At 62.0% G+C, this 19,358-nt stretch carries 12 protein-coding genes and 1 riboswitch; of the genes, 11 read left to right on the forward strand and 1 reads right to left on the reverse strand.

Annotated features, from left to right (window positions below; translation table 11 throughout):
- Window positions 1–190 precede the first annotated feature (190 nt).
- Window positions 191–393, forward strand: a riboswitch (cobalamin riboswitch).
- A gap of 239 nt (window positions 394–632) precedes the next feature.
- From metE to B2828_RS08625, 8 genes are all read left to right on the forward strand, one after another.
- A complete protein-coding gene (gene metE, locus B2828_RS08590) occupies window positions 633–3,023 on the forward strand; it encodes a 5-methyltetrahydropteroyltriglutamate--homocysteine S-methyltransferase (RefSeq protein WP_479633306.1) in 2,391 nt (796 codons plus the stop codon).
- 15 nt (window positions 3,024–3,038) lie between these two features.
- Window positions 3,039–3,656: an adenylate kinase family protein gene (locus tag B2828_RS08595; RefSeq protein ID WP_479633307.1), complete on the forward strand. Its 618-nt coding sequence runs from the start codon at window positions 3,039–3,041 to the stop codon at window positions 3,654–3,656.
- Window positions 3,649–4,449, forward strand: a complete 801-nt coding sequence (locus B2828_RS08600; protein WP_479633308.1) for a threonine/serine exporter family protein — start codon at window positions 3,649–3,651, stop codon at window positions 4,447–4,449. The genes B2828_RS08595 and B2828_RS08600 overlap by 8 nt, the downstream gene beginning before the upstream one ends.
- Window positions 4,440–4,913: a threonine/serine exporter family protein gene (locus tag B2828_RS08605; protein WP_479633309.1), complete on the forward strand. Its 474-nt coding sequence runs from the start codon at window positions 4,440–4,442 to the stop codon at window positions 4,911–4,913. The genes B2828_RS08600 and B2828_RS08605 overlap by 10 nt, the downstream gene beginning before the upstream one ends.
- Before the next feature lie 20 nt (window positions 4,914–4,933).
- Window positions 4,934–7,216: a ribonucleoside triphosphate reductase gene (locus B2828_RS08610; RefSeq protein WP_479633310.1), complete on the forward strand. Its 2,283-nt coding sequence runs from the start codon at window positions 4,934–4,936 to the stop codon at window positions 7,214–7,216.
- Window positions 7,213–7,866 carry an anaerobic ribonucleoside-triphosphate reductase activating protein gene (locus tag B2828_RS08615; protein ID WP_479633311.1) on the forward strand — a complete coding sequence of 218 codons (654 nt, stop codon included), beginning with the start codon at window positions 7,213–7,215 and terminating at the stop codon, window positions 7,864–7,866. The genes B2828_RS08610 and B2828_RS08615 overlap by 4 nt, the downstream gene beginning before the upstream one ends.
- Entirely contained in the window at window positions 7,856–8,437 is a 582-nt protein-coding gene (dcd, locus tag B2828_RS08620; RefSeq protein WP_479633312.1) for a dCTP deaminase, read from the forward strand. The genes B2828_RS08615 and dcd overlap by 11 nt, the downstream gene beginning before the upstream one ends.
- Before the next feature lie 178 nt (window positions 8,438–8,615).
- Window positions 8,616–11,999, forward strand: a complete 3,384-nt coding sequence (locus tag B2828_RS08625) for an acyl-[ACP]--phospholipid O-acyltransferase (RefSeq protein ID WP_479633313.1) — start codon at window positions 8,616–8,618, stop codon at window positions 11,997–11,999.
- Window positions 12,000–12,015: 16 nt separating this feature from the next.
- On the opposite strand, the gene B2828_RS08630 is transcribed toward B2828_RS08625, so the two are convergent.
- Entirely contained in the window at window positions 12,016–12,894 is an 879-nt protein-coding gene (locus B2828_RS08630; RefSeq protein ID WP_479633314.1) for a LysR family transcriptional regulator, read from the reverse strand.
- A gap of 88 nt (window positions 12,895–12,982) precedes the next feature.
- Here B2828_RS08630 and B2828_RS08635 point away from each other — a divergent pair, with 88 nt between their 5' ends.
- The 3 genes from B2828_RS08635 (at window position 12,983) to B2828_RS08645 (ending at window position 19,265) form a co-directional block, all read left to right on the forward strand.
- Window positions 12,983–13,699 carry a YebB family permuted papain-like enzyme gene (locus tag B2828_RS08635; protein ID WP_479633315.1) on the forward strand — a complete coding sequence of 239 codons (717 nt, stop codon included), beginning with the start codon at window positions 12,983–12,985 and terminating at the stop codon, window positions 13,697–13,699.
- 68 nt (window positions 13,700–13,767) lie between these two features.
- Window positions 13,768–17,262 (forward strand): DUF2339 domain-containing protein, encoded by a 3,495-nt coding sequence (locus B2828_RS08640; RefSeq protein WP_479633316.1) that lies wholly within the window; start codon window positions 13,768–13,770, stop codon window positions 17,260–17,262.
- Complete coding sequence (locus B2828_RS08645; RefSeq protein ID WP_479633317.1) at window positions 17,259–19,265, forward strand: DUF3999 family protein; 2,007 nt, start codon at window positions 17,259–17,261, stop codon at window positions 19,263–19,265. The genes B2828_RS08640 and B2828_RS08645 overlap by 4 nt, the downstream gene beginning before the upstream one ends.
- The last annotated feature ends 93 nt before the right edge of the window (window positions 19,266–19,358 follow it).

Raw genomic sequence — 19,358 nt, forward strand, 5'->3', positions numbered from 1 at the left:
CGATTCCAGCTCAAGTGGAAAGAAATCGTTCGCATGATGTCTAATTATCATCAGGGAAACCCTGGCGCTATAGGGGGGCGGCAATAGAGACATTAGGGATGCGCCCCCGGGGCTCCAAAAAGAATTGACGGTTCCTGGCGCGTTGCCCTATCGTGCCGCTAGTTCTTTGAAAATTTGGGTCACGTTTTTTTTGTGACCTTCATGAATAAGTGCCCTGGATCACGGTCCAGAGAGAATAGGGAAGCGAGTGAAAATCTCGCACGGTTAGCGCCGCTGTAACGGACGACGAACGCTTCGAATGCCACTGTTGGGACTCCAAAAAGTCTTGGCGGTAAGGCGAAGCTAGTAGATTGACTCCGAAGTCAGAAGACCTGCTTGCTCATGCTCATCAAGTCCCGGACATCCGTCCGGGCGACTGTCGCGCCAAAAGACAGGATGGGGGAATTGAACGAGTTTGTTCTGTTGCCGGTTGGAGCGGGGAGCGCCTAAGGGGTTCCCTAATATCCAGCTTGGCCCTGGATGCCCGCCTTCACTCCCTCGCCGGAGTTGAAAAGCGGGTTTTTTCGTGCCCGCGTTTCGCGCCCGGCAAAGCGGTCACCAACACGGGGCGGCACCCCGCAACAGCAACAAACATGAACATTTTAACGCATAATCTTGGTTTCCCTCGCATTGGCCGCCAGCGCGAGCTTAAGAAAGCCCTGGAAAGCTATTGGGCCGGACGCTCCACCTCGGAAGATTTAATCGAGGCAGGGCGCCAGATCCGCAAGCGCAACTGGCGGCTCCAACAAGCGGCGGGGATCGATCTCATCCCGTCGAACGACTTCAGTTTTTACGACCACGTTTTGGACACCTGCGCCCTCGTTGGCGCGGTGCCGTCCCGCTTCGGCCGTGTCGAAGGCAATGTAGGATTGGACACTTACTTTGCGATGGCACGAGGAAGACAGGAAACGTGGGCGGGTAGCCCCGGCGGCGACGTGTTGCGCAATACGACCGCCAGCGCGTTGCCCGCCCACTCCCTCCAGGCCCTGGAGATGACCAAGTGGTTCGACACGAACTACCACTACCTGGTGCCGGAGTTCCATGCGGGCCAGCAGTTCCGCCTTTCCTCCTGCAAGCCCTTTGACGAATGGCTGGAAGCCCGTGCGCTGGGCATCGAGACCATGCCCGTCCTGCTCGGGCCGGTCAGCTTCCTGCTCCTGGGCAAGAACCGCGAGGAGGCCACGTTCGACCCCCTCACGCTGCTGCCTGCGTTGCTGCCGGTGTATGAGTGGGTATTACAAAAACTTTACATGCTGGGAGCCGACTGGGTGCAGTTCGACGAGCCGGTCCTTTCCTGCGATCTCCCTCCGGCGGCGCAATCCGCCCTGCGTCTGGCCTACGCCACGCTGCGCAACGCCTCGCCGTCATCCCGGATTCTGCTGGCCAACTACTTCGGCGACCTGGGGCAGAATCGCGCCACCGCGCTCCAGCTTCCGGTGGACGCTCTCCACCTCGATGCGGTGCGTGCATCGGCTGAATTGGACGCGGTGGCGCGGGAACTCCCCGGCGCGATGGCCCTTTCTCTGGGCGTGGTGGACGGGCGAAATGTTTGGGCCAACGACCTGTCCACCTCGCTCCAGCTTGTGGGCCGGGTCGGGGAGATCCTCGGCTCGGAGCGCCTCATCATCTCGCCCTCCTGCTCGCTCCTGCACGTCCCAGGGAGCCTGGCGGAGGAAAAGCAGCTCGACCCGGAGCTGAAAATCTGGCTCGCCTTTGCCGAGGAGAAACTTGGCGAGATCCGGACCCTGGCCCGCATCGTGGGCGAGGAGGCGGATCTATCGGAACTGGAGCTGAACGTTCGCGCCATTGCCAACCGCAAATCCAGCCCCCGCCGCCAGAACGTCGTCGTGCGCCAGCGGTGCGAACAGCTCTCCGGCGGCGCGTTCCGCCGTGCGAGCGCCTACCCCGTCCGGCGCAAAGCCCAGGCTCCCCGGTTCCGGCTCCCCGTGCTCCCCACCACGACCATCGGCTCCTTTCCACAAACGGCGGAACTGCGCCGGATCCGCGCGCAATTCAAGCGTGGGGAGATAGGTGTTACGGAATATGAGAGCTGCCTGGAGGAGACGATCCGCGACTGCGTTCGGCGGCAGGAAGAGCTCGGCCTGGACGTCCTGGTGCACGGCGAGCCGGAGCGCACCGACATGGTGGAGTACTTCGGCGAGCAGCTTGATGGCATCGCCATTACCCAACATGGCTGGGTGCAGAGCTACGGCTCGCGCTGCGTCAAGCCGCCCATCATCTACGGCGACGTCTCCCGGCCGCGCGCGATGACGGTGCGCTGGTCGAAGTTCGCGCAATCCCTTACCGCCAAGCCGATGAAAGGAATGCTCACCGGCCCCGTCACCCTCCTTCAATGGAGCTTCGTGCGCGACGACCAGCCGCGCTATCTTACTGCGCGGCAGCTTGCGCTCGCGATCCGGGACGAAGTGCTCGACCTGGAAGCCGCGGGCATCGGCATCATCCAGATCGACGAACCCGCCTTGCGCGAGGGGCTCCCTCTGCGCCGCGACCGCTGGGGCGACTACCTGCACTGGGCTGTGGAAGCCTTTCACCTCGCCGTCTCCGGCGTGGCCGATACCACGCAAATCCACACCCACATGTGCTACAGCGAGTTTGGCGACATCATGCCGTTCATCACCGCGCTCGATGCCGACGTGATCTCCATCGAAGCCGCTCGCTCCGGCATGGATCTGCTGCGGACTTTCGCCCGCTTCGGCTACCCGAACGGCATCGGGCCGGGCGTCTGGGATATCCACTCGCCGAGAGTGCCCTCTACGCTTGAAATCCTCGACGCCATCTACGCCGCCACCGCCGTCCTGCCGCTCGACCGCCTGTGGATCAATCCGGATTGCGGCCTGAAAACGCGCGGCTGGGAAGAGGTTACCGCGTCCCTGCGGAACATGGTGCAAACCGCGCGCCGCCTCCGCGACGACAGCAGCTCCGGGGAAAGCGCCCCGGCGTTGGAAGCCGCGCTTGTTCACTAAAACAACGAACTGCTTATGAGATACTCCACCTTTTTGTTCTTCGGATCGCCCGGCTCCGGCAAGGGAACCCATGGGCGGATCCTCGGCTCGATTCCTGGCTTTTGCCACCTGGCCTGCGGGGACGTTTTCCGTTCGCTTGACATGGAGTCGCCGCTTGGGAAAGCCTTTGCGAGCTATTCCTCCAAGGGGCAGCTTGTGCCTGACACGCTTGTCATGGAGCTTTGGAAATCGCAGATGAAAGCGCTTGTGGCCAGCGGGCGCTTCAAGTCGGAGTGTGATCACCTGGTCCTCGACGGCATTCCGCGCAACGTCGCCCAGGCCCGTTTGCTCGAACCGTTCCTGGACGTCAAGCGCGTCTTTCACCTCACCTGCCCGGACGAGGACCAGCTCGTCGCCCGGATGCGCCGCCGTGCCCTCAAAGACAACCGCCTCGACGATGCCGACGAAAGCGTCATCCGTCGCCGCCTGGCCGTTTACAAAGACGAGACGCTCCCGGTGCTGGACTACTATGGACGCTCGCGGATCTCCACCGTCTACACCACCGAGGCCCCCTACGTCGTCTTCCACGCGATCCTCGAAGCGCTCGGATGCGGCTGTGCGAGCGCCTCCTCCTCCCGCCTCTGCCATGCTTGAACTAGCCGAACCAGCCATGCCACGAATGGGCGAACCGGAGCAGCGCGAAATCACGCGGCTGTGCATCCTCGCGGGCCAGCTCCTCATGCAGCACGGCGCGGAGAGCGCGCTTGTTGAAAGCGTCTCCAAGCGGCTTGGCGCGACGCTCGGGCTCGGGGAGGTGGAGATATCGATTTCCGCCAACGCCCTTTCGCTCACCACGCGCCACGGCGGCCACTGCATTACCACCGTGCGGCGCACCGTCGATCACGGCATCAATATGCACGTCGTCACCGCCGTCCAGCGCACCGTCATCCAGGCCGAGAACGGGCACATCGGCCGCGCCGAGACCCGACGGCGTCTGGAAGCCATCCGGCCCTACCATTACCCCAAGCCGCTCGTGGCCGTGATGATCGGCGTTTCGTGCGCGAGCTTCTCCCGGCTGATGGGGGCGGACTGGGTTTCCGCCGCGCTGGTCTTTGGGGCGAGCGGTGTGGCCATGGCGGCGCGCCAGGTGCTCGCCTCGTGGCACTTCAACCCGCTGGTCAACTTCTTCGCCACGGCGTTCGTCGCAACGAGCCTTGCGGGGCAGGGCGTCAAGCACGGCTGGAGCGCGCATCCCGACATGGTGCTCGCCGCCTGCGTGCTGCTCTTAATCCCCGGCTTCCCGCTCATCAACGCCGTTTCCGACATGGTCAAAGGTTACGTCAATACCGGCGTCGCCCGGTGGACCTACGCCATGTTGCTCATCTTCGCCAGCAGCATGGGGATCATGCTCGCGCTTACCGTCTGGAGGATCAAAGGATGGACGTGAGTCTCCTCTCCCCGCTGCTTGAGGACATGATCACCGCGGCGTTTCCCGCCGTCGGTTTCGCGCTTCTCTTTAACGTCCCCCGGCATGCGCTCGGCTACTGCGCCATGGGGGGCGCGTTGGGCCACGGGCTGCGCTTTGCCTTGATCCACGCCATGGGAATGCCGATCGAATGGGCCACGCTGCTGGCCGCCACGCTGGTCAGTAGCGTGGGCGTCTACTGGGCACAGAAACTCGCCGCGCACCCGAAGGTCTTCAGCGTCGCTGCGATCATCCCGATGATCCCCGGCAAACACGCCTTTACCGCCATGCTGGCGCTCTTTCAAATCAACGAACACGGCATGACCGTCCCACTGCTGGGAACCTTCGTTGATGCATTCCTGAAAATGGCCTTCATCACCAGCGCCCTGGCCGCCGGGCTAGCTATGCCAGGCCTCCTTTTTTACCGGCGCAAACCGGTCGTTTAGTTCCAAACCCAATCCTGCCTATGTCCACGATCCCCGATACCCAGACCGTTACCGCGATGAACCCCGACCTTAATGGCCAGCAGCTCACGCTACCCCAGCTCGATCCGCTGAATACAAAGAGCTTCTTCGTGCTCAAGCGCGATGGGCGCAGGGAGAGCTTCAACCCCGCCCGCATCCTCCTGGCGCTTGAGAGCGCATGGCGCGCGGAGCTGGGCATTGCCGCCGACGCCTCGCTGCCTCCAAGCGCGGCAGCAAAGGCGACGCAAATCGCCGAGGAGGTCGCGCAAAAGGTCATCGCATCCAGTGTGCGCGGCCAGACCATGGACGTCGAACGCATTCAGGACATGGTGGAGGCGCACCTCATGGAAAACGGCGAGCACAACCTCGTGCGGCGCTACATCCTTTATCGTGACGACCGGCGCAAAAACCGCCTCGTGCGCGACGCAGGCGAACCGCTTGTCCCCGCCGTCGGCTCCGTCAACGAATACCTGAGCGCGGCGGACTGGCGCGTCAATGCCAACGCCAACCAGGGCTACTCGCTGGGCGGCCTCATCCTGAACATCTCCGGCAAACTCATCGCCAACTACTGGCTGCATCACGTTTACGGAAAGGAGATCGAACGCGCCCATCGCGAGGGCGATTTTCACATTCACGATCTCGACATGCTCTCGGGCTACTGCGCCGGGTGGTCGCTGCGCGAGCTGCTCTGGGAAGGCTTCAACGGCGTCTCCAACAAAGTCGAGGCCGCGCCGCCCCGGCACCTGCGCACCGCGCTTGGCCAGATGGTCAACTTCCTCGGTACGCTCCAAAATGAATGGGCGGGCGCGCAGGCGTTCAGTTCCGTGGATACCTACCTTGCGGCGTTTATCCGCAAGGACGGGCTCGACTACGACGAAGTGCGCCAGTGCTTCCAGGAGTTCATCTACAACCTCAACGTCCCCTCCCGCTGGGGCACGCAGACGCCCTTTACCAACCTGACCTTCGACTGGGTTTGCCCGGAGGACCTGCGCTCCCAGCACCCGGTCATCGGCAAGCAGGAAATGCCCTTTACCTACGGCGAATTGCAAACCGAGATGGACCTCATCAACCGTGCGTTCATCGAGGTCATGACGGCAGGCGACATCAAAGGGCGCATCTTCACCTTCCCCATCCCCACCTATAATATTACCGAGGACTTCGACTGGGACCACCCGAACACCGAGCCGCTCTTTGCCATGACGGCCAAGTACGGCCTCCCGTATTTCCAGAATTTCATCAACTCGGAGCTGAAACCGAACATGGTCCGCTCCATGTGCTGCCGGTTGCAGCTCGACCTGCGCGAACTCTTGAAACGCGGCAACGGCCTCTTCGGCTCAGCGGAGCAGACCGGCTCAGTGGGGGTCGTCACGCTCAATTGCGCCCGGCTTGGGTACAAATTCCGCGGCGACAAACTGAGGCTTCAGGCGGAACTCGATCGCCTCCTGGACCTGGCCAAGCAGAGTCTCGAAACCAAGCGCAACGTCATCGGCGAGCGGATGAAGGAGGGCCTCTATCCGTTCACCCGCCGCTACCTGGGCCGCTTGCAGAACCACTTCAGCACTATTGGCATCAACGGCGTTAACGAGTGCATCCTGAACTTCACGGAAGGCAAAGAGACCATCGCCACCGAGGAGGGTGCCAGCTTCGGCCTCTGGCTACTGGATCATATCCGCTCGCGCATTGTCGCCTTTCAGCAGGAAACCGGGCACCTCTACAACTTGGAGGCCACGCCCGCCGAGGGGACTACCTACCGCTTCGCCCGCGAGGATAAAAAGCGCTTTCCTCAGATCATCCAATCCGGCACGCCCGAGGCCCCGTACTATACCAACTCCACGCAGCTCCCCGCCGGGTACACCGACGACCCGTTCGAGGCGCTCGTGCACCAGGAGCCCTTCCAAATGCGCTACACCGGCGGCACCGTCTTCCACCTTTACATGGGCGAGCGCCTATCGAGCGCCAGCGCTTGCAAGGAGCTTGTTCGCCGCACGCTGACCCGCTTTCGCGTGCCCTACATCACTGTCACCCCCACCTTCTCCATCTGCCCCGCGCATGGCTACCTGACGGGCGAGCACGCCTTTTGCCCAAAGTGCGACGCGGTCCGCGCGGAGCAAAAGCGAGCCGAGGGCAAGGGGGCTGACTTGGCCGAGGAGGAGCGCCAGGCGTGCGAAATCTGGACACGTGTGATGGGGTACTACCGCCCCGTTTCGCAGTTCAACAAAGGCAAACAGAGCGAGTTCACCGAGCGGACCTTCTTCGTGGAACCGCTGGAGGCGGCGCTCTCGTGAACCCGGGGCCGCCCGCCCGCTCCCGCGATCTCCTCCCCGTGGCGGGGATCGCGCCGCTGACCACGGTCGATTTCCCTGGCCGCCTGGCCTGCGTGGTCTTTACGCACGGCTGCCCGTGGCGCTGCCCCTATTGCCACAACGCCGGGCTGCGCCCCATCAAGAGCGCCGGGAACGTCCCGTGGGCGGAAGTGCTCGCTTTCCTGGAGGCGCGCCGTGGCTTTCTGGACGGCGTGGTCTTCAGCGGCGGCGAGCCGACCCGTAACGCCGGGCTCCCCGAGGCCATCCGCGTGGCCCGGCGGATGGGTTACGCCATCGGCCTGCACACGGCGGGCATCTACCCCAAGCGCCTGGCGGGCGTCCTGCCGCTGGTCGATTGGGTGGGGCTCGATATCAAGGCCCCGCTCGACCGCCGCTACCAAGTAATCACCGGCAGCGCCGGAAGCGCCATGCGCGTCATGATCAGCTTGAATCTCGTGATGAAAAGCGGCGTCGACTTCCAGCTGCGCACCACGGTTTCGCCGGAGTTCACCAGCGCCGCTGATCTCGACGACCTGCGCCGCCACTTGCGCATGGCGGGCGCCCCCGAGCCGGTCATCCAGCCCGTGCGCCCCCCTCCTCTCAATATCTCCTCTTCCCATCATGCTCCTTAACGATACTCAGATTACCCAGCTTGCCCGTGAGGGAATGATCGAGCCGTTCTCCCCCGCGCTGGTCTGCTCCGACTCCCAGGGCCCCATTTTATCCTACGGCCTTTCCAGCTACGGCTACGACCTCCGCCTTTCGCCAAAGGAGTTCAAAATTTTCCAGCACATCCCCGGCACCGTCGTCGATCCCAAGCAGTTCAACCCGGAGAATCTTAAAACCGCGCCGTTATTGCACGATGGCCAGGGCGATTATTTCATCCTACCCAGCCGCAGTTACGGCCTGGGTGTCGCGGTGGAGGAGCTCCATCTTCCCGAAGACGTCAGCGCCATGTGCCTCGGCAAAAGCACCTACGCGCGGTGCGGCATCATCGCCAACGTAACGCCAGCCGAGGCGGGCTGGCGCGGCCACCTGACGCTGGAGTTTTCCAACAGCAGCGCCGCCGACTGCCGGGTTTACGCCGGGGAAGGGGTGGTGCAGATGCTTTTCTTCCGGGGCGAGCTTTGCCGGACGAGTTACCGCACCCGGCAGGGAAAATACCAGCTACAGCCCCAGCGCATCACGCTGCCGAGGGTCTAGGCCCGGGTGGACACGCCCGTGGCGGCGGCAACCCATGATCGACAAAATCAATGGAAGCCGCCCTTTTTTTCAATTCACGGTCCTAGGGGAATCTGTGGCATGCTGTTTCGTATGAAGAACACAGGACACCGCCTTGACTGCCGCCCTCTTGAGGCTGTCCTTCATCACAGCCTCATCTATGTTTAAGCGCCTTCTTTTCTCCAGATCGTTCTCGCCCCTGTTCGGGTGCCAGTTCTTTTCCGCCTTTAATGACAATCTGCTCAAGAACGGGCTCGTGGCCCTGGTGGTCTATGTCCTGGCCAGGAATGACGGCGCTTCTCTGGTGCAACTGGCCGGGGCTGTTTTCATCCTGCCCTCGTTTCTTCTTTCCGGGATCGGCGGTCAACTGGCCGACCGCTATGACAAGGCGCTGGTCGCGCGGCGGCTGAAGTTTGCGGAAATCTTCGCTGCGTTGTTGTCCGCCGTGGGGTTCTATCTCCATTCGGTGCCCCTGCTGATGGGGGCGCTGGGGCTCTTTGGGTCGATTGCCGCGCTGTTTGGGCCGATCAAGTACGGGATTCTCCCGGATCACCTCAAAACCGAGGAGCTGCCTCATGGCAATGCCTTGATCGAGGCCGCCACCTTTCTGGCGATCCTCATGGGGTCAATTTTCGGCACCAAAGCCGTGACGAGCACCTCCAATATGCTGCCGCTTTCGGGCTTGATCGTGGTGCTGTCCATTGCCTGCTGGCTCTCCGCGCGGGCGATCCCCTCCACCAAGGAGGCCGCTCCGAAGTTGGTCATTCAGCGTAATATTTTCGCCTCCACCGCGAGCCTTCTTCAAACGCTATGGCCGTCGAAAAAGCTCTGGTGGGGCGCCATTGCGGTTTCCTGGTTTTGGCTGGTGGGGGCTGTGACGCTGCCTTTGCTCTCGACGCTTGTGAAGAACCACCTTTGCGGCACCGACGATCTCTACGTCTTTGCGTTGACGCTCTTCTCCGTCGGCATCGCCTTGGGCTCGATGGCGGCGGCTTGGATGGCCCACGGGCGCATTATTCTGCTGCCGACGCCGGTGGCTGCGATCCTGATGGGGCTCTTCGGCGTTGATCTGGGGCTCGTCGCCCTGCACGCTCCGCAGGTCCCGGTGACCAGTATCGCGGCTTTTCTGCAAACCTTCTCCGGCGCGCGGTTTGCCGTGGATCTCTTGGGATTTTCTGCGGCGGGCGGGCTCTTCATTGTGCCGGTATTCGCGGCGGTCCAGTCGTGGGCCGGGGTCGAGTGCCGGGCGCGCGTCATTGCCGCGGTCAATGTCCTCTCGGCGGTCTTCATGGTGGCCGGGGCGTTGGGTGCGGCGGCGATTCAATCCTTCGGGGTGAGCGAGCCCGCGGTGATGATCCTGCTGGGAATCGCGAACCTCCTCTTTGCCTTTTTGATTTGCTGGCGGCTGCGCGTCAATGTGCTGGCCGACGCCCTCTCGATCCTTTACCGGGCTGTTTTTCGCATGGAGGTGAGGGGATATGAAAACGTCGCCAAGGCGGGCTCGAATGCTATCTTTGCGCTCAACCACGTCAGCTTCCTGGATGCGGGGCTTGCCTTGTCGCTGACGGATTGCAACCCCGTTTTCGCCATCGACCACAGTATCGCCCAGCGCTGGTGGGTAAAGCCGTGGCTGCATCTGGCCAATGCCATGCCTCTGGACCCCACCAAGCCCATGGCCACGCGCGCGCTGATCAACGCGGTCAAGGCGGGCCATTCGCTCGTCATTTTCCCGGAAGGTCGCCTCACCGTTACCGGCAGCCTCATGAAAGTCTACGACGGGGCCGGGCTCATCGCGGAGAAATCCGAAGCGTTCATTTTGCCGGTCCGCATCGACGGGTTGCACGCCACGCCGTTTTCCCGGCTCTCCCGGCGACAAGTTCGGCGGCGGTGGTTCCCGAAAGTCGTGGTGACGATCCTGCCCCCGGTGAAGCTGGATGTCCCCAAAGGGCTGACGGGAAAGAAGCGGCGGATCGCTGCCGGGGCCGCGCTTTATACCGTGATGTCGGATCTGATTTACCAGACGACGCCCTCGAATCGGACCTTGCCGGAGGCGGTCATCGCGGCGGCTCGCGAGCAAGGCGCTTCGCAAATCGCCCTGGAAGACCCCATCACCGGGGAGTTCACTTACAAGAAGCTGCTCATTTCCGCCTCGATTCTGGGCAAGAAGATCATGCCCTATGCTCAGGAGGGAAAGGCCCTGGGTATCCTGCTCCCCACCTCCAACGTCACGGCGTCGGTGATCCTGGCGACCGCTTCCGCGGGGCGCGTGCCCGCGATGCTCAACTTTTCGGCTGGGGCCGGGAACCTCACCTCTGCATGCCGGGCGGCGAAACTGGAGGCCGTCTTGACCTCCAGGAAATTCATCTCCGAAGCCCGCCTCGAACCGATTCTCTCGGCGCTCCGCGAGGTCGCCCAGGTGGTTTACCTGGAGGACATCAAAGAAAAAATCTCCGCGTGGGATAAGGCTGTGGGACTGCTTGGATGGAACCGCCCCTTGGTTCACCGGAGCCCCGATGACCCGGCAGTGATCCTCTTCACCTCGGGTTCGGAGGGAACCCCGAAAGGCGTTGTCCTGTCGCACCGGAACATCCTGACCAACGCGGCGCAAGCAGCGGCCCGCATCGACTTTGGTCGCAACGACATCGCCTTTAACGTCTTGCCGCTCTTCCATTCGTTTGGGCTGACGGCCGGGTTGGTGTTGCCGCTGGTATGGGGGCTTAGGACGTATCTCTACCCCACGCCGTTGCATTACCGGATCATCCCCGTGCTTGTCTACAACACCAATGCCACGCTGCTGTTTGGGACGGACACGTTCCTGGCGGGTTACGCGAAAAACGCGAACGCCTATGATTTCCGCTCCTTGCGCTATGTCATGGCCGGGGCCGAACGGGTTAAAGACAGCACCCGCTTCCTCTGGATGGAGAAATTCGGCCTGCGCATCCTGGAAGGCTACGGCGTGACGGAGACCTCGCCCGTGCTGGCTTTCAATACGCCGATGTTCAACAAGTTCGGCACTGTGGGCCGTATGATGCCTGGCATCGAGACCCGGCTGGAGCCGGTGCCCGGCATTGAGGACGGGGCGCGCCTTTTTGTGAAGGGGGCCAATGTCATGTTGGGCTATCTGCGGGCCGAAAATCCCGGCGTCATCGAACCGCTGGGGGATGGATGGTATGATACGGGCGATATTGTTTCCATCGACGCGGAGGGGTTCGTCACCATTCGCGGGCGGGCGAAGCGGTTTGCAAAGATTGGCGGGGAAATGGTCTCGCTGGCCGCGGTCGAAGCGCTTGCGGCAACGCTGTGGCCCACCTCCGCCGTCGCCACCGTCGCGTTGCCAGATCCTAAGAAGGGTGAAAGAATCGTCTTGGTGACGAATCACCCGGAGGCTTCGCGTCAGGAATTACTCGATCATATGAGGCATTACGGAGCGACGGAGTTGATGATTCCGGCTCAAATCAAGATCGTTGCGAGCATCCCGCTCTTAGGCAGCGGCAAGACGGATTACCCCGCCGTTGCCAAGCTGGCGGCGGAGCTGTCGGTCTAGATAGGCCGCCTTGCTTTTACGCGCGGTCGATTGCCTCTGCCAGCGCCTGGACTTCCGCGAGAAATTGGCGGCCAATGGGCGAGAGGCTCCCGGCCCACACCACGCCCATCGTCACGGGAGGAAACCCATCAAGCGGGATGCGGCGCAGCTGTGGGTGGCTGCGCATCCCAGGAATCGCGGCGGTCAGCCCGATGCCAAACCCGTTCGCCACGTAGCACTCGATCAAGCTGATGGAGTTGACCTCGATCCCTCCAAACCATTCGACGCCGAGCGCCTTGAGGCCGCGCTGGAACTGGACAAACACCGGCTCCGTGGGCGGGAACGTAATGAGCGGCCCCTCGATTTTGTCGCGCCGCCATAGCTCCTGCGCGTTCGTAAGCGAATGCTTCTTGGGCACCAGTAGGACAAGCGGCAGCTCCAGCAGCGGCTGCGAATGCAATCCGGCGCGCGGCTTTTTCTCGATGCTGGTGACAGCGAGATCGATCTCCTGCGCTTGCAGAAGGCTCTCGACCTCGGGCTGCGTCGCCTCGTGAATATTGAGCCGGAAGGCGGGGAACTTTTCGCGAAGCCGGTGCAATAGCTCGGGAACGTAGTCGTGGAGGACCATCGTGGGCGCGGCGATCCGCAAATGAGGCGTCGCGCTACCGCGAATCTTCTGCGCGACAGCCCCCATGTTTTCAAAGAACGGCTCCACAAACTGGAACAGCTCCTCCCCGGCTGGGGAAAGCGAAAACGGGCGGCGGTTGAAGAGCTTCACGCCCAGGGATTCCTCCAACTTCGCCATCTGCCCGCTGATGGCCGGTTGCTGGATGCCATAGGGGATATTACGCACTGCGGACGCGATGCCGCCGTGCTTTGCGACGTAATAGAACAACTCCAGGTGGTGAATATTCATCGGTTCAGTTGATGATGACCGCAATTTTTATCGATTACCAGAAATCCTGCGGGTCATGCCATCCTTTGTTAACGGAAAGACTCACCTTATGGACCATTCCTTAATCCCCTTTGCCATCATGACCTCCATCCTCCTATGCGGTTGCGCCCCGCTCTGTTCGCACAAACGCCCAGCCTCCCTCGGGGATCCCCCTGCAACCGCTCAAATCCCCGTTCGCTCGGGAGACATCATTTTTATTTCCGTTCCCTATTATCTTTTCCGCAAAGTTTCCACCGCAACCCAGTGCCAGGCCAACCATGTGGGCATCGTCTTCCACGACCCAAAGCGAGGCTGGCTGGTGGCGGAAAGCGCCGTGCCGGTGAGCCGCTATACCCCGCTGGAGAAATTCATCGCCCGCTCGCGGGGTGGCTGGTGCGAGATCCGGCGGCTCAAGACGGGCCTTACCGACGCGCAGTTGGCAGCGCTCCGGGCTCAAAGTGACGCGCGGATGGGGGTCGTCTATCATACCGGCTTTCGCTATGAATCGCGGCGGCAGTTCTGTTCCAAGTTCGTCTACGATGTTTACCAGAGCGCCCTGGGGGTGAAGGTCGGCGAACTCGAAACCTTCTCGCATCTGCTGAATCGCAACCCCGAGGCCGGACTTGGTTTCTGGCGAGTTTGGTTTTTCGGGCGCGTTCCGTGGAACCGAATCACCGTGACCCCCGCCAGCCAGTTTGAATCCGGCCTTCTTAAAACCGTTTGGCGTTCAGAGGACCGCCGTTCTTCATCGACAGAAACGATGAAAAAGCCCTCTATTATCAATTAACGGATTCTTAACGAGTTGTGGCATGATTGCAGCCAAGCTTACTCCTCTCCCCTCCCATCCTAATAACTATGGAAGCCATTGTGATTATTCTGCTGTTGGCGTTTATTGTTCTTCTCGTGCTGCCGTTTGTCGCTGTGTTAAAAGCGAGCTCGGCGCAAACTCGGGCGGAGGCTTTGGCGGCCCAGATCACGACCTTGGAGATCGAGATGCGGCGGGTGCGGCAATCCGCTGAAGCGGACAGTGCGCGCATCCAGGAATTGTCCCGCCAAATCGCCGAGCTTCAGCGGGAACGGCAACCCGCCAAACGCGCGGAGCCGCCGGAGACTAATGCCGAAGAACCTGCCACCGGGGTGGTTGAGCCGCCCGTTCCCGCGCCCGCGCCAGCGGTGGTACAGCCCCAGCCAGAGCCCGCCGAAACCTTTGTTCCGGAATCAAGTGAACCCCGTATCCCGGACCTTCCGGCGGCGGTTCCGACTCCCGCTGTACCGCCTCCATTGCCAAGGATCGAAAAAGCCCCGCAACCAGCGCCCCTTCCACGTCATCCGCAATCCCATTCCGAACCGGCCCAAAAGCCCCCCGCACCCGCATCGCCCGGCATCAACCTGGAGCAGTTCATGGGGGCCAGACTCTTCGCCTGGGTCGGTGGGTTGGCTTTGTTCTTTGGCATCGCATTCTTCATCAAGTATTCGTTTGAGCAGAACCTGATCCCGCCACAGGTACGCGCGGCATTTGGCTTCCTCGCGGGCATTGGCCTCTTGATTGGCGGTCTCGTCATGAAGCGCAAGGAAACTGCCGTGACCGCGCAGACCCTTTGCTCCACGGGCGTGCTGGTGCTTTATGGCGTGACGTTTGCCTGCAAGGCGCTCTATCACTTCCAGTATTTTGGAACGGGGCCGACCTTCCTCTTAATGACCTTGATCACCACCGTGGCGTTCCTGCTTTCGGTGAGGCTTAATGCCATGGTGGTCGCGGTTCTCGGCATTGCGGGAGGCTTCCTGACCCCCGTTCTGCTTTCGACCGGCCAGGATGCGCCGCTCGGTTTGTTTGGCTATATCGCGCTGCTCGACATCGGCTTGCTCGCGGTTTCGCTGCGGCAGCGGTGGGCGACGCTGCCCGTTTTGGGTTCTGTCGGGACCGTGCTGATGCAGGTGGGCTGGATGGCTAGGTTCTTTGTCTCGGGTCACTATTCAACGGACAACAAAGTGCTAATTCCGATGGCCGTGTTCCTCGGTTTCCAGGTGCTCTTTCTTGCGGCCGCCGCGTGGGGGCAACGGCTCGACCGGCTCAACCGCTCCCTTTTGTTTGGAGCCGTGTTTCTTGGCACGGTAGCGATGTTGGCCGCCTTCTTCTTTCTCGGCTTTGCGCCGCTGGGGCAGCGTCCGGCGTTGTTGTTTGGCTATCTGCTGCTTGCGGACGTTGGGTTGCTGGCCTTGGCTTTCCTGGATGAGGCGCTGGCCAAGGTGGGAGTCGCCGCTCAATGGGCTGTTTTCGTTCTTTTGGCGTGGTGGACGCACCTCTACTTCGGCCCGGATTATCTCCGCCCGGCCCTCGCGGCCTATCTCGTGTTTGCATTGCTCCATGTGGCGTTGCCGGTGGTTCTGCGCCGCCGCGCCGTGGCCACGCAAGCGTGGTGGCTCTATGCGATTCCCGGGCTCGCGCTACCGTTTTATTTCGGCACCTTCGCCGCCTTTTCCGGCAGCCCGGTGTGGTTCTTCGGGGCGTTCTTCCTGGTTAGCCTGGGAATTCTTTGCACCGCGTTGGTGGATCGCGAATCCGCCTCCACCCACGCCGCGTCAGGACTCGCTGCCTTCTTTTTGCTGGCGCTCTGGACCAGCAACCAATTAACGCAGGCGCATCTGCATGCAGCCCTAGCGTTCTTTTTCCTCTTTGCCCTTTTTCATTCCATCGCTCCGCTGGTCATGCGCCGCTTGCGTGGCACGCCCATTCCGTGGTGGTGCAGCTCCGTTCCGGCGCTGGCATTGGTGCTGATTCTAATTCCGCTCTTTAAGCTGAGCTCGCTGTCCCTCTTGATTTGGCCGCTTGTGCTGGTGATCGACATTCTGGCCGTTGTTTTGGCGGTCATCACTGCCGCGCTAATGCCGATTCTCATTGTCCTGGGGCTCACGCTCCTAGCGATGGGCGCGTGGATATTCCGTATCCCCAGCCAGCTGACTGGCCTGCCCATGACGTTGTGGATGCTGGGCGGTTTCACGCTCTTCTTTATCGCCGCCGCGGTCTGGGCTTCTCGCAAGCTGCTGGCAAGATCGGCAGACTTGGCGGCAAAGACCGCCCCGAGCTTGTTTGGCGATTTCGGCAATCCCGCGAACCTCGCTGTGCAGATCCCGGCGCTCTCCGCCACGATGCCGTTCCTGCTGCTCATCATGCTCACGCTGCGGCTGCCGGTGGCGAATCCTTCGCCGGTATTCGGGCTGGCGCTGTTGCTCGTCGTGTTACTGCTCGGGCTTGCCAAGATGATGGCCTTGGAGGCGTTGCCAGCCATCGGGCTAGCGTGTGTCGTCGCGCTGCAACAAACCTGGCAGCTCGGCCATTTCAATCCCGACCAAGCCGCTCTGCCGCTGGCCTGGCACCTCCTATTCTACGGGGTGTTCACGATTTTCCCGTTCCTGTTTCATCGGCAGTTTGCCAAAAGCGCTCTGCCCTGGGCCGCTGCCGCGCTCGCCGGGCCCGCGCATTTTTATCTGCTGCACCATCTGGTCAGCGCGGCCTATCCAAGCCTGCGGGGCCTAATGGGCTTGTTGCCCGCTGCGTTCTCCCTTCCCGCATTGTTGGGCGTTGTGGCCCTTCTGAAAAACACTCCCTCAGACAGCCCCGCACGCAATACGCAACTAGCTTGGTTCGGCGGCGTCGCGCTCTTTTTCATTACGCTCATTTTCCCCATCCAGTTTGACCGCCAATGGATCACCCTCGGCTGGGCGCTGGAAGGGGCTGCGCTCTGTTGGCTTTTCCATCGCGTGCCGCACCCCGGGCTGCGCCTCACCGGCGTCGGCCTCCTGGTTGTGGCGTTCGCACGGCTTGCGCTCAATCCCGCCGTGCTCAGCTACCATGCGCGTTCGGCGATGCCCATCCTCAACTGGTATCTATACGCCTACGGCATCACTGTCGTCTGCCTGTTCGCCGCCGCCCGGCTGCTCGCTCCGCCGCGAAATCAAATCGGGGGAATCAGCGTCCCGCCGCTGCTCTGCGCCCTCGGTACCGTGCTTGGATTCCTGCTCGTGAACATTGAGATCGCCGACTTCTTTAGCCAACCCGGCGTCTCCGTGCTCACGTTCCAATTCTCCGGCGACTTCGCGCGCGATATGAGCTACAGCATCGCGTGGGCGCTGTTTGCGCTCTTTTTGCTCGTCGTCGGAATCGCAAAACGGCTCGCGCCCGTTCGCTATGCGAGCATTGCCCTTCTCGCTGTCACGTTGTTGAAACTTTTCCTCCACGACCTCTCACAACTTGAGCAGCTCTATCGCATCGTCGCGTTCGTCGTGGTTGCCGCGATCGCCATGCTCGCGTCCTTCCTCTATCAGCGTTTCCTGGGAACCCCAACGAAATGAAACCGATCTCATTCTATAAGCTTTCACTAGTCTTTGCCGCCCTCTCGTGCCTCGCCACATCGCTCCACGCCCTTTCGCCTAGCGCATGGCGTCACCGGCAAGCGCTTGACGTTCCCGCTGGCGGCTTTGTTCGCACCGAGTTGCCGCCGGAGACGCTTGACGCCGCGCGCAGCGGCCTGGAAGACCTGCGTCTGCTGGATGCGGCGGGCAACGAAGTTCCCTATCTCGTCGAACGCCCCGAGCCTCGCTCCGGTTCAAGCGTCATTCCAAAAAACTTCCGCTACACCGCCGATCCGGAGAGCCAAACAACCACCCTCTTCATCGAGACCGGAGTGGCCGAGCCCCTGGTGGGCGTGAGCCTCGAAACGCCCGCGTCCAGTTTTCTCAAGCCGGTGCGCGTGGAGGGCTCGAACGACGGGCAGATCTGGCAGGAGCTTGCGGCGGATCAACCGATCTTTCGGCAGCCGGGCGGCGCGGAAAATCGGCGCATCACTTTGCCCCAGGCGGGGTATTCCTTCCTGCGCCTCACGCTCGACGACCGCCGTTCGGCACCCGTGCCCTTCACCGGGGCGCGGCTTCACATGCCTGGCGCGTCCGCTCCCTCGCAGCCCCTGCCGGTTACGATCAAGTCGCGCGATGAAAATCCCGGTGTCACGCGGCTGGCCCTCGATTTCGGCGCAGCCAATCTTCCCGTTGCCTCTGTGCGGATCGAGACCTCCGAACCGCTCTTTACGCGCGATGTCACCTTTGCCGTGCCCGAAGTCAGTGGTGAAGGCATCTGCGAGCGAACCCTTGGCCATGCGGTGATTTACCGTGTTGGCGTTGAGGGGAAGAGCGAAGCGCGCCTCGACCTTCCCATCGAAAAGCAAATCCGCAGCCGGGAGTTGATCCTCCTCATCCGCAACGAAGACAGCCCGCCCCTGGTCATCACGGGCGTCAGCGGCGAACGGCGGCTTACGCGGCTGGTCTTCTTCGCCCGCGAACCAGGTCGCTATACCGTGCTGACCGGTAATGGGCAATGCCCCGCGCCACGCTACGATCTCGCCGCGCTCGGCCCCCAGTTGCGGAAGAAGACGGAAACATATCCAGTACCGCAACCGAAGCTATCGCCCTTTGTCGACAATCCCGATTACCAAACGCCCGAAGCCCTGGGTTCGCTGGCTCCGGCGGGCGCGCCGCTGGATGTAACCGGTTGGAAATTTCGCAAGCTAGTGCAACTTTCCACCGCCGGAGTCCAGCAACTGGAACTCGATCCGGAGACCCTCGCGCATGCCGCCCGGGATTTCAGCGATTTGCGGCTGGTGCGCGACGGGCAGCAGCTTCCCTTTCTGCTTGAGCATCCGTCGATCGCGCGCACCGTCGCCCTCAACGCAGCCAGCGTCGTCGTCCCCAAAAGCCCGGCGCTTTCGCGCTGGTCGATCAAGTTGCCCCAGGCCGGGCTCCCGATCACTCAATTGGGCTGCGTCTCGCCCTCGCCACTTTTCCTGCGAGAGATGCGGCTGTGGGAAGAACAGACCGGCTCTCGCGGCGAAAAATACCCGCGCGAACTGGGCCGCGCGGCTTGGCGGCAAACGCCGGGGATCCCTTCGCGCGAACTGACTATCGCGCTTGCCCAACCTCCGCAGACCGACACCCTGTTTCTGGACACCGACAACGCAGACAACCCCGCCATCGAGTTGCGCGAGTTCCATCTTTCCTATCCCGTTACACGCGTGGTCTTCAAAGCCGCGCCCGGGGTGGCTCAACCGCTTTGGCTCTATTACGGCAACCGCACAGCAGGCACACCAAGCTACGATTTGGCGTTGGTCTCCGGCCAAATCCTTCGCGCGGAGAAATCCCGAGCCAGCGCCGGAGCCGAAGAGGCAACCCACGCGAAGCGTCCCGCGGGCGAAGAAACTGCGGAGACAGGAGGCATCCTCTTCTGGTGTGTACTCGCAGGGGTTGTCGTGGCCCTGCTAGCTATCGTCTCGCGCCTCCTGCCCAAGGGGGACCACGAGGCTTAAAAAAGCGGAGGCGAACCTCGCTAACGGAGGCGTCCCTTTGCGGGCCTATTCCCCGCGCATGAAATTTCCCTTGCAAGGCCATATACTTCGTGT

This window comes from Spartobacteria bacterium UBA695 (assembly GCA_002298145.1).
Taxonomy (GTDB): domain Bacteria; phylum Verrucomicrobiota; class Verrucomicrobiia; order Chthoniobacterales; family Chthoniobacteraceae; genus UBA695.

Excerpts from the sequence above, each read along its gene's own strand:
- metE (WP_479633306.1), top strand. The coding sequence starts at position 633 with ATGAACATTTTAACGCATAATCTTGGTTTCCCTCGCATTGGCCGCCAG.
- B2828_RS08595 (WP_479633307.1), top strand. The coding sequence starts at position 3,039 with ATGAGATACTCCACCTTTTTGTTCTTCGGATCGCCCGGCTCCGGCAAG.
- B2828_RS08600 (WP_479633308.1), top strand. The coding sequence starts at position 3,649 with ATGCTTGAACTAGCCGAACCAGCCATGCCACGAATGGGCGAACCGGAG.
- B2828_RS08605 (WP_479633309.1), top strand. The coding sequence starts at position 4,440 with ATGGACGTGAGTCTCCTCTCCCCGCTGCTTGAGGACATGATCACCGCG.
- B2828_RS08610 (WP_479633310.1), top strand. The coding sequence starts at position 4,934 with ATGTCCACGATCCCCGATACCCAGACCGTTACCGCGATGAACCCCGAC.
- dcd (WP_479633312.1), top strand. The coding sequence starts at position 7,856 with ATGCTCCTTAACGATACTCAGATTACCCAGCTTGCCCGTGAGGGAATG.
- B2828_RS08625 (WP_479633313.1), top strand. The coding sequence starts at position 8,616 with ATGTTTAAGCGCCTTCTTTTCTCCAGATCGTTCTCGCCCCTGTTCGGG.
- B2828_RS08630 (WP_479633314.1), bottom strand. The coding sequence starts at position 12,894 with ATGAATATTCACCACCTGGAGTTGTTCTATTACGTCGCAAAGCACGGC.
- B2828_RS08635 (WP_479633315.1), top strand. The coding sequence starts at position 12,983 with ATGGACCATTCCTTAATCCCCTTTGCCATCATGACCTCCATCCTCCTA.
- B2828_RS08640 (WP_479633316.1), top strand. The coding sequence starts at position 13,768 with ATGGAAGCCATTGTGATTATTCTGCTGTTGGCGTTTATTGTTCTTCTC.
- B2828_RS08645 (WP_479633317.1), top strand. The coding sequence starts at position 17,259 with ATGAAACCGATCTCATTCTATAAGCTTTCACTAGTCTTTGCCGCCCTC.